Here is a 14,232-nt window from a genome sequence, read left to right as displayed (position 1 = left end):
GGTAATCCGTGAAAAAGCTCTCCGCACGACGACGCCATCCGCTGGCGGCGGTCGTCGTCCTACTTCTCGCGCTGGCGGCCACTGGGGGGCTGTACGCCGCGTTCGCGCCCGCGAGCAAGGCGCAGGCCGATGAAACCTCCCAGTCCCTGACCATCAAGGAGGGCCAGAAGCTCTACTCGGTGGGCTGCGCAAGCTGCCACGGCACCGGTGGCCAGGGAACCTCCGACGGCCCGAGCCTGGTCGGCGTAGGCGCCGCCGCGGTCGACTTCCAGGTCGGCACCGGCCGGATGCCCGCCTCCAGCTCGCAGATGGCCCAGATCCCGGCCAAGAAGCCGATCTACACCCAGGCCCAGATCGACCAGCTCGCCGCGTACGTCGCGTCGCTGGGCGCCGGCCCGAACGTGCCGACCAAGGAGCAGTACTCCAAGGACGGCGCGGACATCGCCCGCGGTGGTGAGCTGTTCCGCACCAACTGCGCGCAGTGCCACAACTTCACCGGCAAGGGTGGTGCCCTCACCAAGGGCAAGTACGCGCCGAGCCTCGAGGACGTCGCGCCCAAGCACATCTACGAGGCCATGCAGACCGGCCCGCAGAACATGCCGTCCTTCCCCGACACCACCATGACGGAGAAGAACAAGAAGGACATCATCGCGTACCTGAACGCGGTCAACAGCAGCGAGACCGAGAACCCCGGCGGCCTTGAGCTGGGCGGACTCGGCCCGGTCAGTGAGGGCCTGTTCGCCTGGATCTTCGGCCTCGGCGCGCTGATCGCGGTCGCCGTCTGGGTCGCCGCTCGGACCGCAAAGGCCAAGAAGTCATGAGTAGCCAAGACATTCCAGAAGAGAACCTGCCCGCCGCGCAGGACCACGCGCACGGCTCGGTGAGCGTCGCGGACGAAGAGACCCCGTTCGCCGATCCGGGCATGCCGCCGCACGAGCACCGTGCGCAGGACATCGACGAGCGGGCCGCCAAGCGGTCCGAGCGCGCGGTGGCCCTGCTGTTCACGATCTCGATGCTGGCCACCCTCGGCTTCATCGCGTCGTACGTGACGATCCCGCACGACAAGTCGATCTTCGTCTTCCCGATCGGTCACATCAGCGCGCTCAACTTCGCGCTGGGCCTGACCCTCGGTGTGGCGCTGTTCTGCATCGGCGCGGGCGCCGTCCACTGGGCGCGCACCCTGATGTCCGACGTCGAGATGGTGGCCGAGCGTCACCCGATCGCGGCGGAGCCCTCGGTCCGCGCCCAGGTCTTCGACGACTTCCGTCAGGGAGCCGCCGAGTCCGGCATCGGCCGTCGCAAGCTGATCCGCAACACGATGTTCGGCGCGCTCGCCCTGGTGCCGCTCTCCGGCGTCATGCTGCTGCGCGACCTCGGTCCGCTGCCGCACAACTCGCTCCGCCACACGCTGTGGGCGAAGGGCAAGCTCCTCGTCAACGTCAACACCAACGAGCCGCTGCGTCCCGAGGACGTGGCCGTCGGCTCGCTGACCTTCGCCAGGCCCGAGGGCCTGGAGGAGACGGACGAGGACTTCCAGGACCAGATCGCCAAGGCCGCCCTGATGATCGTCCGGCTCCTGCCGAACGACATCAAGGACAAGCAGGAACTGGCCTGGTCCCACGAGGGCATCGTCGCGTTCTCGAAGATCTGCACCCACGTGGGCTGCCCGATCTCCCTGTACGAGCAGCAGACGCACCACGTGCTCTGCCCGTGCCACCAGTCCACCTTCGACCTCTCCGACGGTGCCCGAGTGATCTTCGGCCCCGCCGGTCACGCCCTGCCGCAGCTCCGCATCGGTGTGAACGACGAGGGCTACCTCGAGGCGCTCGGCGACTTCGCGGAGCCCGTCGGTCCTGCATTCTGGGAGCGCGGATGAGTACTGAAGCGAACGAAGCCCCCCGCTCGCGCGGGAAGGCACCGGCCGGCGAGCGCGTCGCCGACTGGGCGGACGGCCGGCTGGGGATCTTCTCCCTGGCCAAGGCCAACATGCGCAAGGTCTTCCCGGACCACTGGTCGTTCATGCTGGGCGAAGTCTGCATGTACAGCTTCCTCATCATCATCCTGACCGGTGTGTACCTGACGCTGTTCTTCCACCCGTCGATGAACGAGGTGGAGTACCACGGCAGTTACGTCCCGCTCCAGGGACAGCTGATGTCGGAGGCGTTCAACTCGACCCTGCACATCTCCTTCGATGTGCGCGGTGGCCTGCTCATCCGGCAGATCCACCACTGGGCCGCGCTGATCTTCCTCGCGGGCATGTTCGTGCACATGATGCGCGTGTTCTTCACCGGCGCGTTCCGCAAGCCGCGTGAGGTCAACTGGCTGTTCGGCTTCCTGCTGTTCGTCCTCGGCATGTTCACCGGTTTCACCGGTTACTCGCTCCCGGACGACCTGCTCTCCGGCACCGGTGTGCGCTTCACCGAGGGCGCGATCCTGTCCATGCCGATCGTCGGCACGTACATCTCGTTCTTCCTCTTCGGCGGGCAGTTCCCCGGTCACGACTTCGTGGCCCGGTTCTACTCGATCCACATCCTGCTGCTGCCGGGCATCATGCTCGGCCTGATGGTGGCGCACCTGATCCTGGTCTTCTACCACAAGCACACGCAGTTCGCGGGTCCGGGGAAGAAGGAGACCAACGTCGTCGGCATGCCGCTGCTGCCGGTGTACATGGCCAAGGCCGGAGGCTTCTTCTTCCTGGTCTTCGGTGTCATCGCGGTCATCGCGGCCATCACGCAGATCAACCCGATCTGGGCGATGGGCCCGTACCGGCCCGACCAGGTGTCCACCGGCGCCCAGCCCGACTGGTACATGGGCTTCGCCGAGGGTCTGGTCCGCTACATGCCGGGCTGGGAGATCAACTTCTGGGGCCACACGCTGGTCCTGGGCGTGTTCATCCCGCTGGTCCTGTTCGGTGTCGTGCTGATGGCCATCGCGGTCTACCCGTTCATCGAGTCCTGGGTCACCGGCGACAAGAGCGAGCACCACATCCTGGACCGCCCGCGCAACGCCCCGACGCGTACCGCGTTCGGCGTCGCCTGGGTCACGGTGTACATGATCGGTCTGGTCGGCGGTGGCAACGACCTGTGGGCCACCCACTTCCACCTGTCGATCAACCAGGTCACCTGGTTCGTCCGGATCTTCTTCTTCGCCGGACCGGTGATCGCGTTCATCGTCACCAAGCGGATCTGCCTCGGCCTCCAGCGCCGGGACAAGGACAAGGTGCTGCACGGCCGCGAGACCGGCATCATCAAGCGCCTGCCGCACGGTGAGTTCATCGAGGTGCACGAGCCGCTCAGCCAGGAGCAGCTCCACACCCTGACGGCGCACCACCAGTACAAGCCGGCCGAGATCGGCCCCACGGTCGACGAGAACGGGGTCGAGCGGAAGATCAAGCCGACCGAGCGGCTCCGGGTCAAGCTGTCCAACGCCTACTACGGCAAGGACAACCAGATCCCCAAGCCCACCGTCGACGAGTACAAGGAGATCACGAGCGGCCACGGCCACCACTGATCCCCGCGCGCGTCGCCACGCCACGGCCGAAGGGCCCCGTCCGGAACACCGGCGGGGCCCTTCGCCCTGTCCGGGCTGGATAGGGTGGGAGCGGGCACCCCGCGTGCCCCGGAACACCGGTTTTCCCCTCACTCACACCCAGGAGCGGCCGAATGAGCGCTGTGACCCCCGCTGGAGGCGACACCGCGGCGGGCCGTTCCTGGCCCGAGGTACTGAACGCCCTGCTGGAGGGCCGGGACCAGAGCGCCGACGCCACCGCCTGGGCGATGGACCGGATCATGCGCGGCGAGGCCACGGACGCCCAGATCGCGGGCTTCCTGGTGGCGCTGCGGGCCAAGGGCGAGACGGTCGAGGAGATCACCGGGATCGTCCGGGCGATGTACGACCACGCCAATGTGATCGAGGTGCCCGGCCGGACCGTGGACATCGTCGGCACCGGCGGGGACGGCGCCAAGACGGTGAACATCTCCACGATGTCCTCCATCGTGGTCGCCGGCACCGGCGCGAAGGTCATCAAGCACGGCAACCGGGCCGCGTCCTCCGCGTCCGGCTCCTCGGACGTGCTGGAGCGGCTCGGGGTGAACCTGGAGCTGACGCCGAAGCGGGTGGCGGAGGTCGCGGAGGAGGCGGGGATCACCTTCTGCTTCGCGGTCAAGTTCCACCCGGCGCTGCGCCATGTCGGCGCCGCGCGCGGCCAGCTCGGCATCCGTACGGTCTTCAACGTGATCGGTCCGCTGACCAACCCGGCGCGGGTGCGGTCCCAGGCGGTGGGCGTGGCCAACCTGGCCATGGCGCCGATCGTCGCGGGCGTCTTCGCCGAGCGCGGCAACTCCTCGCTGGTCTTCCGGGGCGAGGACGGGCTGGACGAGCTGACCACGACCTCGCCCTCGCGGGTGTGGATCGTGCGCGACGGCAAGGTCACCGAGGAGGTCTTCGACCCCCGTGACGTCGGCATCGAGCTGGTGCCGGTGGACGCGCTGCGCGGTGGCGACCCGGCGTACAACGCGATGGTGGCCCGCAAGGTGCTGGAGGGCGAGCGGGGGCCGGTGCGGGACGCGGTGCTGCTGAACTCGGCGGCGGCGCTGGTCGCGCTGGACCCGACGGCGGAGCCGCTGGCGGACCAGCTCCGGGCGGGCATGGCGCGGGCGGCGGAGTCGATCGACTCCGGGGCGGCGGCGCGCACGCTGGAGCGATGGGTGGCGGCCAGCAACCGGTAGGCGGTGGGTCGTTCGGCGCGGCGGGGAGCGGTTGCTCCCCGCCGCGCCGCTGTTCCGGCATCCGGACGCCGGTTGCGCCGGGCGCTCGGTCCGGCTAGCTTCCTGATCAGGTCATGAGCGACAGCCATGCGGCCCCGGCCGGCTGTCCGGCAACCCTCCGTCCGTGGCGGGGTGCTCCGGGTGAGGACCAGGCCGTGTTCCAGAAGGTCCACGGCAAGCGCGGACCCCTCGAGAACCAGGGGTCCTGGTCGTACGAGGGAGCCTTCTCCGTGAGCAAGCGAATGCGCTAGGGCCGCCGAGCCCCGCCTCCGCGCACCCCCTTCCACCCTTTCTCCGGTGCCGCGTCCGCATGCCCGGCGCGCGGTGACTCCGGCCTGCCTCACGGGAGTTCAGCCATGTCCGTCTCCACCGTCTTCGCCCCCGCCCCCGCCGCCACCGAGGACGTGCCCGCCCCGCTGCCGGTGCTCGGCCGGGACGTGTGCGTACCGCTCGTCACCGGGGGAGAGACCGGCTACGCCGCGCTCGACTACGCCGCCAGCGCCCCCGCGCTCCAGCGCGTCTGGGACGACGTCGCCGCCTACGCCCCCTACTACGGCAGCGTGCACCGGGGCGCCGGGCACCTCTCGCAGCTCTCCACCGAGCTGTTCGAGAACGCCCGCCGCACGGTCGCGGAGTTCCTGGACTGCCGGGAGAACGACCAGCTGGTCTTCACCCGGTCCACCACGGACTCGCTGAACCTGCTGGCCCGCGCGCTGCCCGCCGGGTGCGAGGTGTACGTCTTCGAGACCGAGCACCACGCCGCGCTGCTGCCCTGGCGCGAGGCCGACGTGACCTTCCTGGACGCCCCGCGCAGCCCCGAGGCCGCCGTGGCCTCGCTGGAGCGGGCCCTCGCCGCCCGGGACACCGCGCGCCCCTCGCTGGTCTGCGTCACCGGCGCCTCCAACGTCACCGGCGAGGTGTGGCCGGTGCGTGAACTGGCGGCCGCCGCGCACGCGTCCGGGGCGCGGATCGTGCTGGACGCCGCCCAGCTGGTGCCGCACCAGGCGGTGAGCGTGCGCGAGCTGGACGTCGACTGGATCGCGTTCTCCGGGCACAAGCTGTACGCGCCCTTCGGCTCCGGGGTGCTCGCCGGGCGGGCCGACTGGCTCTCCGCGGCCGAGCCGTACCTCGCGGGCGGCGGCGCCAGCCGCACGGTGGCCCGGCGGGCCGACGGCTCGGTGGAGGTGGAGTGGCACGAGGGCGCCGCCCGGCACGAGGCGGGTTCGCCCAATGTCATCGGCGCCTACTCGATCGCCTCGGCCTGCCGCGCGCTCGCCGAGGCCGGCCCGGAGGCGCTGGCCGCCCGCGAGCGGCACCTGCTGGGCCTGCTCCGGTCGGGTCTCGCCGAGGTGCCCGGGGTGCGGGTGCTCTCGCTGTTCGGCGACGACGCCCCGCGCGTGGGCGTGCTGTCCTTCGTGGTGGACGGCTGGAACAGCTCCCACCTCGCCGCCGCGCTCTCCGCCGAGTACGGCATCGGCGTCCGCGACGGCCTCTTCTGCGCCCACCCCCTGGTGCACGCCCTCCTCGGCGCGAACGCGGCCGAACAGGCCGGCTGCGGCACCGGCTCGCTGAACGCGGTCCGCGTCAGCTTCGGCGCGGGCACCCCGGACGAGCACGTCACCCGCTTCGTCACGGCCCTGCGCACCCTGGTCACCCACGGCCCCCGCTGGACCTACCGGACCGAGAACGGCCGCTGCGTCCCGGAGAGCTGAGGGACCTCAGGAGTCCAGACCGATGGCGAAGGCCGCTTCGAGGTCGTGCTGGGAGTAGGTGCGGAAGGCGACATGGGTGTCGGTGCCCTCCACGCCCTGGATCTTGCTGATGCGGCCGGGGATGACCTCGGCGAGATCCTCGTGGCGGGCCACCCGGACCATGGCGATCAGGTCGTAGGTGCCGGTCACGGAGAAGACCTCGCTCACGCTCTCCAGCGCGGCGATCTGCTCGGCGATCTCCGGAATCCGGTCCACGCTGGTCTTGATCAGGACGATCGCGGTGATCACGGCTGGTTCTCTCCCTTGGACGCCGGAGCCGGGGCGGGCCCAACTCTAGCCTCGCCCGGCCCGTCCTTCTCGCGCCGCTGCCGCCCGTACCGCAGCCAGGCGTAGCCGAAGCCCAGGCAGAAGCCGATCACATGGGCGAGGTAGGCGACGCCGGGACCCTCGGGCGCGCGGCCGGCCGCGTACCACTGGAGCCCGGCCCAGAAGGGCAGCACCACCCAGGCCGGGAAGCGCAGCGGGAGGAAGAAGAGGAACGGGAGGAGACTGGTGACACGGGCCCGCGGAAACAGGTGGAGGAAGGCACCGAGGACCGCGGAGATCGCCCCCGAGGCGCCGACCAGGGACTGCTCGGAGTCCGCGTTGGCCAGTGCGTACCCCAGCAGGGCGAGGTAGCCGCAGCCGACGTAGAAGAGGGCGAACTCGACGCGGCCCATCCGTTCCTCGGTGAGCACGCCGAAGACGAAGAGGAACAGCATGTTGCCGAGCAGATGCACCCAGCTCCCGTGCACGAACAGCGCGGTCACCGGCGTGAGCGCCTCGCGCACCGGCTCCGCGAAGAGCCCGGCCGGGATCACCCCCCAGTGCCGGAAGTACGCCCGCTGTGCCGCGAGCAGCGCGTCCCCGGTGCCGTACGAGTGGGTGAAGCCGGAGGCCGGGCCCAGCAGGAAGATCAGGCAGCACAGGGCGATGAGGCCGTACGTCTGCGGCGCCGGGGCGCCCCGGGCCGCCCTGACGGTCCGGGCGGCGGTCGTGCTCCACTCTCTGATCATGAATACAGAGCATGACGTAACCGGACGCACTGGTACAGACCGCCTCGCCGCTTCGGACAGGCGGGCGGCGAACACCCGGCAGGCCGTAGGGTTACGGCCACACGTGCCGGGACCCCGGCGCGCGCTGAAGTCCGCCGGACGCGACGAGAAGGAAGCGAGCTGCGCCATGACGGTGCCTCCGCCGACCGCCACGACACGCTGGCGCTGCACCCTGTGCGGCAACCTCACCCGGTTCGACGTGACCCGTTCCTCCAAGGCCGTCGAGTACGTCCACCTCGACCTGGCCGGGGAACCGACCGTCGAGGAACGCGAGGTGGTCAGTGAGACCATCGAGTCGGTCCGTTGCCGCTGGTGCAACGCGGTGGACCAGGTGGAACTCGTGGACAGGCCGGGCGCCGCCTCCTGAGGGCGGGGCGGTCCGCGCGGGATTCGGACAGGTGGATCGGGCATGTCGGGCATTGGGGTGTGACGGATGGTGGAGACCGCGGGCGGGGGGCCGGAGGACGGCACCGCCGAGGTGCTTGACCGTCCGCTGCCCGACGGCGTGCGCCGCCGGGTCGTGGGCATCGTCTCGGACGCCTTCGGTGCCCTGACCATGGCCGAACTGCCCGCCCCCCTGCGGCAGTACGCCCGGTTCACACCTTCCCGGCGGGCCAAGTTCGCCGGGAACGCGATGGCCGCCGCGCTGGAGACCGAACGCCTCTTCCGGCAGCGGATCGGCGAGCGGTACAAGGAGACCCAGCCCGAGCTGTGCGGCGCGCTGGAGTCGGGGTCGCCGCCCCCGGCCGCCGACCCCCTCGATGTCGCGGCCGCCGCCTATGTGCTGCGCCCGCCCGGCTGGGCCAAGCTGGTCGCCGCGGCCGGCGAGGAGGCCCAGCGCGCGGACGCCGAGCGCGTGGAGGAGGAGAGCCGCGCCGAGCTGGAGAAGCTCCGCGAGGAGCTGGAGCGGGCCCGCGAACACACCCGTACCGAGACCGCCCGGCTGCGCGCCGAGCTGGACGCGGCCAAGAAGGAGTCCGACGCGCTGCACCGCAAGCTGCGCTCGGCCCTGAGCGACGTCAAGCGTGGGGAAGCCGCGCTGCGCAAGGAGCGGGCCGAGACCGAGTCCGCGCGGGCCGAGGGCCAGGCGGCCGTCTCCGCCGCCGAGAGCGAGTCCCGCCGGCTCAAGACCCGCCTCGGCGAGTCGGAGGCCGCGCTGGAGGCGACCCGCCGCGCGGTCCGCGAGGGCCGCAGCGTGGAGGACATGCGGGTACGGCTGCTGCTCGACACCGTCCTGGAGGCCGCCCAGGGGCTGCGCCGTGAACTCGCCCTGCCCCCGGTGTCGGTGCGCCCGGCGGAGACCGTGGACGCCGTCGAGCCGGGCCGGATGACCCCGAAGGACATCGCCGCCCGCGCCCTGTCCGAGCACGACCCGGCCATCCTCGACCAGTTGCTCGCGCTGCCGCAGGCCCATCTGGTGGTCGACGGCTACAACGTCACCAAGACCGGCTATCCGCAGATGCCGCTGGAGAAGCAGCGGCTCAGACTGCTCGGCCAGCTCTCCGCGCTCGCCGCACAGACCGGCGCCGAGGTCACCTGTGTCTTCGACGGCGCCGAACTCGCCGCCCCGGTGCTGCTCGCGCCGCCGCGCGGGGTACGGGTGCTGTTCTCCAAGCCGGGCGTGACGGCGGACGAGCTGATCCGCCAGCTGGTGCGCGCCGAACCGCCGGGCCGGCCGGTCATCGTGGCGTCCACCGACCGCGAGGTGGCGGACGGGGTCGCACGCGCCGGAGCGCGCCCCGTGGCCTCTGCGGTACTTCTCAAGCGACTGTCCTGAACGCCCGACGGACGTGCCACATGCCCGTATTGGTGGCGTCTGTGGACGACGGAACGTCAACCCGAGGTCACGCCTGGTGCGTTGAGTGCAAAATATGCAGTGAGGGACTGGATTTTTTGCTGTGAGGATTTGAACTGATCACAACTGGGTCACTAGGGTCGGTTCGAACCTCCGAGCGGGTGATCACTCACAAGAAGGAGTTCGTCCTCAGTGGCGTCCCATCGTCGACCCAAGCAGCCGAGCCGCACGCGTGTCACCGTGCTGACCACCGCGGCCGCCGCCGCCGTCGCGCTGAGCGCGAACGCGGCCAACGCCGCCCCCAGCGAGAAGCCGGGCAAGACGGAGGTCAAGGCCCAGGTCGACAAGCTCTACGAGCAGGCCGAGCAGGCCACCGAGAAGTACAACGGCGCCAAGGAGAAGCAGGAGAAGCTCCAGAAGGAGATCTCCACGATCCAGGACAACGTCGCCCGCGGCCAGCAGGACCTCAACAAGCTGCGCGACGGCCTCGGTTCGCTCGCCACCGCCCAGTACCGCAGCGGCGGCATCGACCCCTCGGTCCAGCTCTTCCTCTCCGCCGACCCGGACGACTACCTCGACAAGGCGTCCACGCTCGACCAGTTGAGCGGTCAGCAGGTCGAGGCGCTGAAGAAGATCCAGGACAAGCAGCGCGAACTCGCCCAGGACCGCGCCGAGGCCACCGAGAAGCTCAAGGACCTCGCCGCCACCCGCACCGAGCTGGGCAAGAAGAAGAAGGAGGTCCAGGGCAAGCTGGGCGAGGCGCAGCGCCTGCTCAACACCCTGACCGCCAAGGAGAAGCAGGCCCTGGCCGCCGAGCAGCAGCGCGCCGACCGCTCCTCCAGCGAGCGCGTCCAGCTCGGCAACGCCGTCCCCGCCTCGGGCCGCGCCGGAGCCGCGTTCTCCGCCGCCCAGAGCAAGATCGGCACCCCGTACGTCTACGGCGCCACCGGCCCCTCCTCGTACGACTGCTCGGGTCTGACCTCCTGGGCCTACGCCCAGGCCGGTGTCTCCATCCCGCGCACCTCCGAGGCGCAGGCCAACATCGGCACCCGGATCTACTCCACGAGCGACCTCCAGGTCGGTGACCTCGTCTTCTTCTTCAACGACATCCACCACGTCGGTCTCTACGCGGGCAACGGCCAGATCCTGCACGCCCCGCGCACCGGCACGGTCGTCCGCTACGAGTCCATGAGCACCATCGGCGGCCCGTTCATGTTCGGCGTCCGCGTCTGACACCCCCGCCACACCCGCCCGAACGGGCGAATCACGGCACCGCGCGACCCCTGGCGCCCCGCCGCTGACCTGCGTCGGCGCCGGGGCGTCACCGTGCGTGCGCACGGCGGTCGTTGGCCGGTGGGTGCCGCGGCGGCTACTGTCTGGCGCGTTTCCCGTCGTCCAGGGGAAGGACCGCCGTGGCGTCCCATCGCCGTCCCGCAACATCCGGATGCGACCGGGGCGTCACCGCCCTGTGCGTGCTGTCGGCCGCGGCCGCGGCCCTCGGCGCGGTACCCGCCGCGCAGGCGGCGCCCCGTGACGGCGCCCGCGCCGAACTGGACCGGCTCTACGCGGCGGCCGAGCGCGCCACCGAGGACTACGACCGGGCCGACGAGCGCGCGGACCGGCTCCGGCACGAGGTCCGCGACGCTCAGGACCACATCGCCCGCACCCAGCAGCGGGTCAACTCCCTGCGGGAGCGGCTCGGTTCGCTCGCCGGTGCCGAGTACCGCTCCGGCGGCATCGACCCGGCCGTCGCCCTGCTGTTCTCCGCCGACCCCGACGACTACCTCGACAAGGCGTCCGTCGTCGACCGCATCGACACCCGCCAGGCCGGGCAGCTGCACGAACTGAGCGGCGCGCTGCGCGACCTCGCCCAGGAGCGGGCCGAGGCCGAGGCCAAGCTCGGCGACCTGGAGCGCAGCCGCAAGGCGGTCGCCGAGCACAAGCGGAAGGTGCGGGAACGGCTCACCCGCGCCCGGCGCCTGTTCGACTCCCTGTCCGCCGGTGACCGCGCCGACTACAACCGCTCCTCCCGCTCCGGGCGCCCCGACCTCACCGGCCTCGGCGACCTGAACCCCCGGGCCGCCGCCGCGCTCGCCGCGGCCCGCTCCGCCCTCGGCCGCCCCTACGTGTGGGGCGCCAACGGGCCCTCCGGCTTCGACTGTTCGGGCCTGATGCAGTGGTCGTACGCCAGGGCCGGCCTCCAGCTCCCGCGCACCTCGCAGGCCCAGCGGAACGCCGGACACCGGGTCCCGCTCTCCCAGGCCCGCCCCGGCGATCTGGTGATCTACCGCTCCGACGCCAGCCATGTGGCGATGTACGTCGGCAACGGCCAGGTGATTCACGCGCCCCACCCCGGCGCGGCGGTGCGCTACGACCGGGTCGGGATGCTGCCGGTCTCCACGGTGACCCGGCCCTGAGACCAGCCCGTACCCCGTACGATCGGACGGTGGCCGGCCGGGACGGAGCGTGGCGAGCAGCGGCGGCGGGACTCTGCCTGCTGCTCCTGCCGGCGTTCTCCGGATGCGGCCACCGCGCCCCCGACACCGGCGCCCGCGCCGAGGTGCAGCGGGTGCTCGACCGCCGGGCCACCGCCCTGCTCGGCCACGACGAGGCCGCCTACGCCACCACCGGCACGCGCACCCCGTACACCCGGCTGAAGGCCCTTCCGCTGGCCTCCTGGGCCTACCGGATCACCTCGCTGCGCGCCGACGGCACCAGCGCGGACGCCGAGCTGAGCTACCGGGTCGCCGGGCAGGACACCGCGCCCGTCACCGCCCGCCGCACCCTCACCCTGAGCCACACCGCCGACGGTGGCTGGTACGTCGTCGGCGAGGGGCCCGCGCAGGGCGCCGGGCAGCAGCTCTGGGACCAGGGCCCGGTCAGCGCGGTCAGCGGCGCGCACAGCCTGGTGCTGGGCACCGGGCAGAGCACCGGGGACCTGCGCGCCTACGCCCGGCTCGCCGACCTCGCCGTACCGGCCGTCTCCCGCGCCTGGGGTTCCCGCTGGGCCCGGCGGGTGGTGGTGCTGGTGCCGCGCTCGCTGGACGGCATGGCCGCGCTGCTCGGCTCGCCCGCCGCCCAGTACCGGGGCATCGCCGCCGTCACCACCGCCGAGACCCCGGGCGCCGGACGGGCCCCCGCCGACCGGGTGGTGGTCAACCCGGAGGCGTACGCGGCCCTCGGCGACCTCGGCAAACAGGTCGTGCTCACGCACGAGACCACCCATGTCGCCACCCGCTCGGCGACCACCGCCGCCACCCCGCTCTGGCTCTCCGAGGGGTACGCCGACTGGACCGGGTACCTCGGCACCGGCCGCACCCCCGGCGAGGTCGCCCCCGAGCTGACCCGCGCGGTCGCGGACGGGCGGCTCCCGGACACGCTCCCCGCCGACAAGGACTTCGGCTTCACCGGCGACCCGGCCGGGCTGGCCCGCGCCTACGAGTCCGGCTGGCTGGCCTGCCGGATGATCGCCGAGCACTGGGGCGAGGAGGAACTGCGCGCCTTCTACCGGGCCGTCGGCGCCCACCGCACCCGGGCCGGCGCGGTCGAGGGCGCGCTGAAGAAGGTGCTGGACACCACCCCGGAGGAGTTCACCGCCGCGTGGCAGGACTACGTCCGGGCTCAACTGGGCTGAGTCTCAGGAGGAGACGGGCGACTCCGCCGCAGCGGGGGCGGATGCGAGGGGCGCCGGGGACACGGTGGCGCGCCACAGGCGGCGGCCCGCCGTCAGGGAGGCGGCGACCAGCAGGCCGTTGCGCACCACCATCAGCGTCACGCCGTACCAGTCGCTGGTCACCACGTGGATGAAGCCGATCGGGAACTCCAGCAGCGTCACCAGGGACGCCACCGCCACCATCAGCGCCGGCGCGGTCATCCGGGACGCGCGGTGGGTCAGGCACACGGCGGCCAGACCGGTCAGCCACACCAGATACTGCGGGCTGATCACCCGGCTCGTCACCGTGAACAGCAGCACCGCCGTGAACGCCGCCTCGGGGAGCGTCAGTTCATCGGTGCGCACCACCCGCAGCCGCCACAGCACCAGCCAGCCGAACGCGGCCCCGGTCAGCACCAGCGCGGCCGTGCTCACCACCCCGACCCAGGGGCCGAGGAACTCGATCGAGCCGTAGTTCAGCAGCACTTGGCCCTCCCAGCCGAAGTGCCGGGCCAGATGGAAGACCAGCGCGCCCAGCGACTCCACCTCGGTGCCCCGGTCCCGCTGGAAGGTCAGGAAGGCGAAGGCGCCCGGCATCGACACCGCGAACAGTGCCGCGAGCCCGGACGCCGTCACCGCCGCCGACGCCCACGGACGGCGCCGGAAGGAGCCCGTCAGCAGCAGCGCCGGCCAGACCTTCACCAGCGCGCCGAGCGCGGTCAGCACCCCGAAGACGCGCGGATGCCGGGCGGCCACCAGCAGCGCGGCCACGGCCAGGGCGGTCACCATCACGTCGTAGCGGGCGTACACCGTCGGCCCGAGCAGCGGGACGGCCGCCGTCCACAGCCAGGCCCCGCGCGGGGAGCGGCCCGGACCCCGGCCGTGGCGCACCAGCAGGGCGAGCACCGCGAGGTCGGTGAGGCAGCACAGGACGAAGAACGCGTCCGTGTAGTCCAGGAACGGCAGCAGGCCGGGGGAGAGGACCGCGAGCGCCGCCGCGGGCGGGTACTGCCAGGTCACGTCGTCCAGCGGAAACGTTCCTTGACGCAGGACCTCGTACCAGCCCCGGTAGATCACCGACACGTCCGAGGTGACGTCCGGACCCGCGACGGTGATCACCTTGAACACGGTCAGCAGCAGCACGGCACGGCTCGCCACCCACACCGCCGCGAGCCACGCCAGGGACCGCCCGGCGCCCTTCGTGTCCACGTGA

At 71.8% G+C, this 14,232-nt stretch carries 13 protein-coding genes and 1 riboswitch; of the genes, 10 read left to right on the top strand and 3 right to left on the bottom strand.

The genetic code is table 11. The features are described 5' to 3' along the window. Positions 1 to 8: 8 nt before the first annotated feature. The 5 genes from qcrC (at position 9) to D0Z67_RS07540 (ending at position 6,478) form a co-directional block, all read left to right on the top strand. Complete coding sequence (qcrC, locus tag D0Z67_RS07560) at positions 9 to 821, top strand: cytochrome bc1 complex diheme cytochrome c subunit (RefSeq protein WP_031179897.1); 813 nt, start codon at positions 9 to 11, stop codon at positions 819 to 821. Then, positions 818 to 1,876: a cytochrome bc1 complex Rieske iron-sulfur subunit gene (gene qcrA, locus D0Z67_RS07555; protein WP_031179898.1), complete on the top strand. Its 1,059-nt coding sequence runs from the start codon at positions 818 to 820 to the stop codon at positions 1,874 to 1,876. The genes qcrC and qcrA overlap by 4 nt, the downstream gene beginning before the upstream one ends. After that, entirely contained in the window at positions 1,873 to 3,510 is a 1,638-nt protein-coding gene (gene qcrB, locus D0Z67_RS07550; RefSeq protein ID WP_031179899.1) for a cytochrome bc1 complex cytochrome b subunit, read from the top strand. The genes qcrA and qcrB overlap by 4 nt, the downstream gene beginning before the upstream one ends. Before the next feature lie 152 nt (positions 3,511 to 3,662). Next, positions 3,663 to 4,727, top strand: a complete 1,065-nt coding sequence (gene trpD / locus D0Z67_RS07545; RefSeq protein WP_031179900.1) for an anthranilate phosphoribosyltransferase — start codon at positions 3,663 to 3,665, stop codon at positions 4,725 to 4,727. Between the two features lie 109 nt (positions 4,728 to 4,836). Beyond that, positions 4,837 to 4,953, top strand: a riboswitch (SAM riboswitch). Positions 4,954 to 5,122: 169 nt separating this feature from the next. Further along, on the top strand, positions 5,123 to 6,478 hold the full coding sequence (locus tag D0Z67_RS07540) for an aminotransferase class V-fold PLP-dependent enzyme (RefSeq protein ID WP_031179901.1): 1,356 nt from the start codon (positions 5,123 to 5,125) through the stop codon (positions 6,476 to 6,478). 6 nt (positions 6,479 to 6,484) lie between these two features. Here D0Z67_RS07540 and D0Z67_RS07535 read toward each other — a convergent pair whose 3' ends face one another. Then, a complete protein-coding gene (locus D0Z67_RS07535) occupies positions 6,485 to 6,766 on the bottom strand; it encodes an Lrp/AsnC family transcriptional regulator (protein ID WP_031179902.1) in 282 nt (93 codons plus the stop codon). After that, positions 6,763 to 7,533, bottom strand: coding sequence for a rhomboid family intramembrane serine protease (locus D0Z67_RS07530; RefSeq protein ID WP_031179903.1), 771 nt, complete (start codon positions 7,531 to 7,533; stop codon positions 6,763 to 6,765). The genes D0Z67_RS07535 and D0Z67_RS07530 overlap by 4 nt, the downstream gene beginning before the upstream one ends. A gap of 166 nt (positions 7,534 to 7,699) precedes the next feature. On the opposite strand from D0Z67_RS07530, the gene D0Z67_RS07525 reads away from it, so the two are divergent. From D0Z67_RS07525 to D0Z67_RS07505, 5 genes are all read left to right on the top strand, one after another. Further along, complete coding sequence (locus D0Z67_RS07525) at positions 7,700 to 7,939, top strand: hypothetical protein (RefSeq protein ID WP_031179904.1); 240 nt, start codon at positions 7,700 to 7,702, stop codon at positions 7,937 to 7,939. Between the two features lie 66 nt (positions 7,940 to 8,005). Then, a complete protein-coding gene (locus D0Z67_RS07520) occupies positions 8,006 to 9,349 on the top strand; it encodes an NYN domain-containing protein (protein ID WP_031179905.1) in 1,344 nt (447 codons plus the stop codon). A gap of 210 nt (positions 9,350 to 9,559) precedes the next feature. Beyond that, on the top strand, positions 9,560 to 10,600 hold the full coding sequence (locus D0Z67_RS07515) for a C40 family peptidase (protein ID WP_030810311.1): 1,041 nt from the start codon (positions 9,560 to 9,562) through the stop codon (positions 10,598 to 10,600). A 179-nt stretch (positions 10,601 to 10,779) separates the two neighbouring features. Then, positions 10,780 to 11,784 (top strand): C40 family peptidase, encoded by a 1,005-nt coding sequence (locus D0Z67_RS07510; RefSeq protein WP_031179906.1) that lies wholly within the window; start codon positions 10,780 to 10,782, stop codon positions 11,782 to 11,784. A 29-nt stretch (positions 11,785 to 11,813) separates the two neighbouring features. After that, positions 11,814 to 13,001 carry a hypothetical protein gene (locus D0Z67_RS07505; protein WP_051887507.1) on the top strand — a complete coding sequence of 396 codons (1,188 nt, stop codon included), beginning with the start codon at positions 11,814 to 11,816 and terminating at the stop codon, positions 12,999 to 13,001. Between the two features lie 3 nt (positions 13,002 to 13,004). Here D0Z67_RS07505 and D0Z67_RS07500 read toward each other — a convergent pair whose 3' ends face one another. Continuing rightward, entirely contained in the window at positions 13,005 to 14,228 is a 1,224-nt protein-coding gene (locus D0Z67_RS07500) for a glycosyltransferase family 87 protein (protein ID WP_031179908.1), read from the bottom strand. Positions 14,229 to 14,232 lie beyond the last annotated feature (4 nt).

The organism is Streptomyces seoulensis (assembly GCF_004328625.1).
Taxonomy (GTDB): domain Bacteria; phylum Actinomycetota; class Actinomycetes; order Streptomycetales; family Streptomycetaceae; genus Streptomyces; species Streptomyces seoulensis.
This window is presented reverse-complemented; position numbering and strand designations above follow the sequence as displayed.

Excerpts from the sequence above, each read along its gene's own strand:
- qcrA (WP_031179898.1), top strand. The coding sequence starts at position 818 with ATGAGTAGCCAAGACATTCCAGAAGAGAACCTGCCCGCCGCGCAGGAC.
- D0Z67_RS07530 (WP_031179903.1), bottom strand. The coding sequence starts at position 7,533 with ATGATCAGAGAGTGGAGCACGACCGCCGCCCGGACCGTCAGGGCGGCC.
- D0Z67_RS07540 (WP_031179901.1), top strand. The coding sequence starts at position 5,123 with ATGTCCGTCTCCACCGTCTTCGCCCCCGCCCCCGCCGCCACCGAGGAC.
- qcrB (WP_031179899.1), top strand. The coding sequence starts at position 1,873 with ATGAGTACTGAAGCGAACGAAGCCCCCCGCTCGCGCGGGAAGGCACCG.
- D0Z67_RS07525 (WP_031179904.1), top strand. The coding sequence starts at position 7,700 with ATGACGGTGCCTCCGCCGACCGCCACGACACGCTGGCGCTGCACCCTG.
- trpD (WP_031179900.1), top strand. The coding sequence starts at position 3,663 with ATGAGCGCTGTGACCCCCGCTGGAGGCGACACCGCGGCGGGCCGTTCC.
- D0Z67_RS07520 (WP_031179905.1), top strand. The coding sequence starts at position 8,006 with ATGGTGGAGACCGCGGGCGGGGGGCCGGAGGACGGCACCGCCGAGGTG.